General features: G+C 68.2%; 2 protein-coding genes. Both read left to right on the top strand.

The genetic code is table 11. The annotated features are described in order from the left end of the window. Window positions 1-314 precede the first annotated feature (314 nt). The gene (locus ASD35_RS24900; protein WP_082580440.1) at window positions 315-1,778 is read left to right on the top strand and encodes a GH1 family beta-glucosidase; all 1,464 of its coding nucleotides are present in this window, start codon (window positions 315-317) and stop codon (window positions 1,776-1,778) included. Next, window positions 1,775-3,217 (top strand): MFS transporter, encoded by a 1,443-nt coding sequence (locus tag ASD35_RS24895; RefSeq protein WP_162254516.1) that lies wholly within the window; start codon window positions 1,775-1,777, stop codon window positions 3,215-3,217. Before ASD35_RS24900 ends, ASD35_RS24895 begins: the two co-directional genes overlap by 4 nt. The last annotated feature ends 155 nt before the right edge of the window (window positions 3,218-3,372 follow it).

The raw sequence follows: 3,372 nt of genomic DNA, 5'->3' as shown, positions 1-3,372 counted from the left end.
CGTGCATTGCGACTACGAGACGCTGGTGCGCACGCCCAAGCTGTCGGCGCGCTATTACGCCGATGTCGTGCGTGAGAGGCGCATCCTGTGAGCCCCTCGTCCAGTCTCGCCGCGCCGAACGCGGTCGTGCCTGGCCGGTCCCCCGAGGGGACGGCAATGCCCGCGGCGTCGCGCCGCGAGCACATCGTCAAACGCGGGCCGGCTTGCGGGCGGCGCAGCGCCCGGCCCGCAAGCGCAGGCGGGACCTGCCCCCTATATTCCTTCGTCCCGCAGCGGGCCTCCACCCGCCATGCGGTCAACCGAGGACCATCCAGATGACATCCTTTCGCCCCCTGCGCCGCCGCCAACTTTTCGCCGCTGCCGCGTTGCCGGCACTGACCACCGGGTCGCTGGCCGCCACGCCGCAGCGCCGCCAAGCGCCGGGCGCGCTGAGCTACGAAAGCCCCTTCCCGCCCGACTTCGTGTTCGGCGTCGCCGCGGCCTCCGCGCAGATCGAGGGCGCCGCCTTCGAGGATGGCAAGGGTGAATCCGTGTGGGACCGCTTCAGCCGCATCCCCGGCAAGGTGCACGAGGGCCACACGCCCGACGTCGCCTGCGACCACTACCACCGCTTCGACGAGGACTTCGCGCTGATGGCCTCGCTGGGGTTCAAGACCTACCGCCTGTCCATCGCCTGGCCGCGCATCTACCCTAACGGCGACGGCGCGCTCAACCAGAAGGGTCTGGATTTCTATCACCGCCTCTTCGCCAGCATGAAGAAGCACGGCATCGAGCCGTGGGTGACCCTCTTCCACTGGGACCTGCCGCAATCGCTGGAAGACCGCGGCGGCTGGACGTCGCGTGTGACGGTGGACGCCTTCGCCCGCTACGCCGACACCGTCGTCAAGGCCTTCGCCGGCCAGGTGAAGCACTGGATCACGCTCAACGAGATCCTCTGCTTCACCTTGCTGGGCTACGGCACCGGCGGCAAGGCGCCGGGCCGCAAGGAGAGCGACAAGGTCGTCAACCAGACCTATCACCACGCGCTGCTCTGCCACGGCCACGGCGTGCGTGCGGTGCGCAAGTTCGGTGGCGCGGGCGCCGTCGTGGGCCTGACCGACAACTGCGCGGTGTCCGTGCCCGTGACGGAAACGCCGGCCGACATCGCCGCCGCCAGGGCCTGGTTCGTCGACCGGAACGCCCAGGTGCTGGGCGCCATCCACGCCGGCAAGTACACGGCCAACTTCCTGGCGCGCGTGGGCGCCGATGCGCCCGACGTGCAGCCCGGCGACTTCGCGCTGATTAGCCTGCCGACCGACTTCCTGGGCCTGAACATCTACAGCGGCACCTACGTGCGCGCCGGCAGGAACGGCGCCGCTTACGAGGCCCTGCCCCACCCCGTCAACTACCCGCGCGCGGACAGCCCCTGGCTGCGCCTCGTGCCGCAGTCCATCTACTGGGGCACGCGCTTCTGCCATGAGTTGTACGGTCACCAGGCGCTCTACATCACCGAGAACGGCTGCGGCTACGACGAGGAGCCCGTCGTCAACGGCGAGGTGCTGGACCTGCATCGCCGCGACTACCTGCGCAGCCACCTGCGCGAAGCCCACCGCGTCATCGCCGCCGGCGTGCCGCTGAAGGGCTACTTCCTGTGGTCGTTCATCGACAACTACGAATGGGAAGACGGCTACCAGCGCCGCTTCGGCATCGTGCATTGCGATTTCAAGACGCAGGTCCGCACGCCCAAGTTGTCGGCCCGCTATTACGCCGACGTCATCAGGACAAGAAGGATTTTGTGAACGCCAGCACCCTCCACATGGCGCAGTTGGCGCCGACGGCCACCGAGCGCCTGCCCCTGCGCCAGAAGATCGGCTTCGGCCTGGGCTCCATCCTCGACATGTGGGGGCACTGGCTGTACGCCTCGCTGGCCTTCCAGGTCTTCAACATCTTCCTGGGCGTCGCACCGGGGCTGATCTCCACGGTGCAGGCGATCAAGATCGTCATCGACGCCGGCTCCGACGCCCTCTTCGGCTGGCTCTCCGACAACGCCCGCACGAAGTACGGCCGGCGCCGCCCCTTCATCCTCGTCGGCGGCGTGCTGGCCGGCGTCGGCCTGCCGCTGATGTTCGCCGTGGGCCGCGGCTGGACCGACATGCAGTACTTCTGGTTCATGCTGGTCAGCATGATCATCTACGTGCCGGTCATGAGCTGCTTCAACATGCCGTGGGTCAGCCTGGGCGCGGAGATGACGCCCGACTACCACGAGCGCACCAGCGTCATGGCGGTGCGCAACGCCATCCAGAAGGGCCCCGAGCTGGCGATGTTCTTCGCCGCCCAGTTCACGACGCTGTCCTGGTTCCACGACGCCAACGGCAAGCCCGACATCCTGCGCGGCGCCCAGGTCTACACCAGCATCCTCGGCGCCATCATGGTGGCGGTGTCCATCGCCATCTTCCTGCTGGTGCGCGAGCGCTACTACGAGAAGCTGGTGTCGCGCACGCAGACCCATATCCCGCTGGCCGACACGCTGTGGCGCACGCTGCGCTGCGGGCCCTTTCGCACCGTGCTGACGATGTCGCTGGCCTACAGCATCGGCACCGCCATGGTGGGCGCCTTGGGCTACTACGCCACCGTCTACTACGTCTGCAAGGGCGACATCGTCCTGGCGACGAAGTGGAACACCGCCATGGGTCTGGCAGGCATGGCCTTCGGCTTCGCGGGCATTCCGTTCTTCACATGGATTGCGCGCCGCTGGGGCAAGCGCACCGGCCTGGCCGTGGTGCTGTCGCTGGCCATCTGCGCCTTCATCGGCGACTGGTGGCTGTACGACCCGGACATGCCCGCGCTGCAGCTGCTCGCCTGCGGTTTCGTCGCCTTCACCGGCGCCGGCTTCTGGACGCTGTACGCGGCCACCATCGGCGACGTTGTCGACTACGACGAATCCCAGACCGGCCAACGCCGCGAAGGCTCGTTCTCGGCCTGCCAGTCGTGGATCTCCAAGGTCGGCATCGCGCTCGGCGTGGGCGCCTCGGGCTGGATCCTGCAGTTCACCGGCTTCGACGCCACCAAGGAGGGCGCGCAGGCGCCGGAGGCCATCTTCTGGATCCGCATCCTGCTGTCCGGCATCCCCGTCATCGGCCTGGTGCTGGCGCTGATCGCCATCCTGCGCTTCCCGCTGACGGAAGCGCGCATGCTGGAGATCCGCAACAAGCTCGAAGCGACGCGAGGCAAGGTATGACGGTGTCTCGTCGCGCGGCCCTGCAGGCCGCGCTCGCGGGTGCCACCGTGACCCCTGCGCTCGCCTCGCCGCGCTTCGGTATTGGCCTCGAAGGCCAACGCAAGGCGGACCTCGGCAACGGCACCTACCTGAACCCCATCGTCGCCGGCGACCAT

This window comes from Pelomonas sp. Root1444, from assembly GCF_001426885.1.
In the GTDB taxonomy this organism is placed as follows: Bacteria; Pseudomonadota; Gammaproteobacteria; order Burkholderiales; family Burkholderiaceae_C; genus Pelomonas.
This window is presented reverse-complemented; position numbering and strand designations above follow the sequence as displayed.

Bases quoted from the DNA above. Each gene is read 5' to 3' on its own strand.
- ASD35_RS24900 (WP_082580440.1), top strand. From the start codon at position 315: ATGACATCCTTTCGCCCCCTGCGCCGCCGCCAACTTTTCGCCGCTGCC.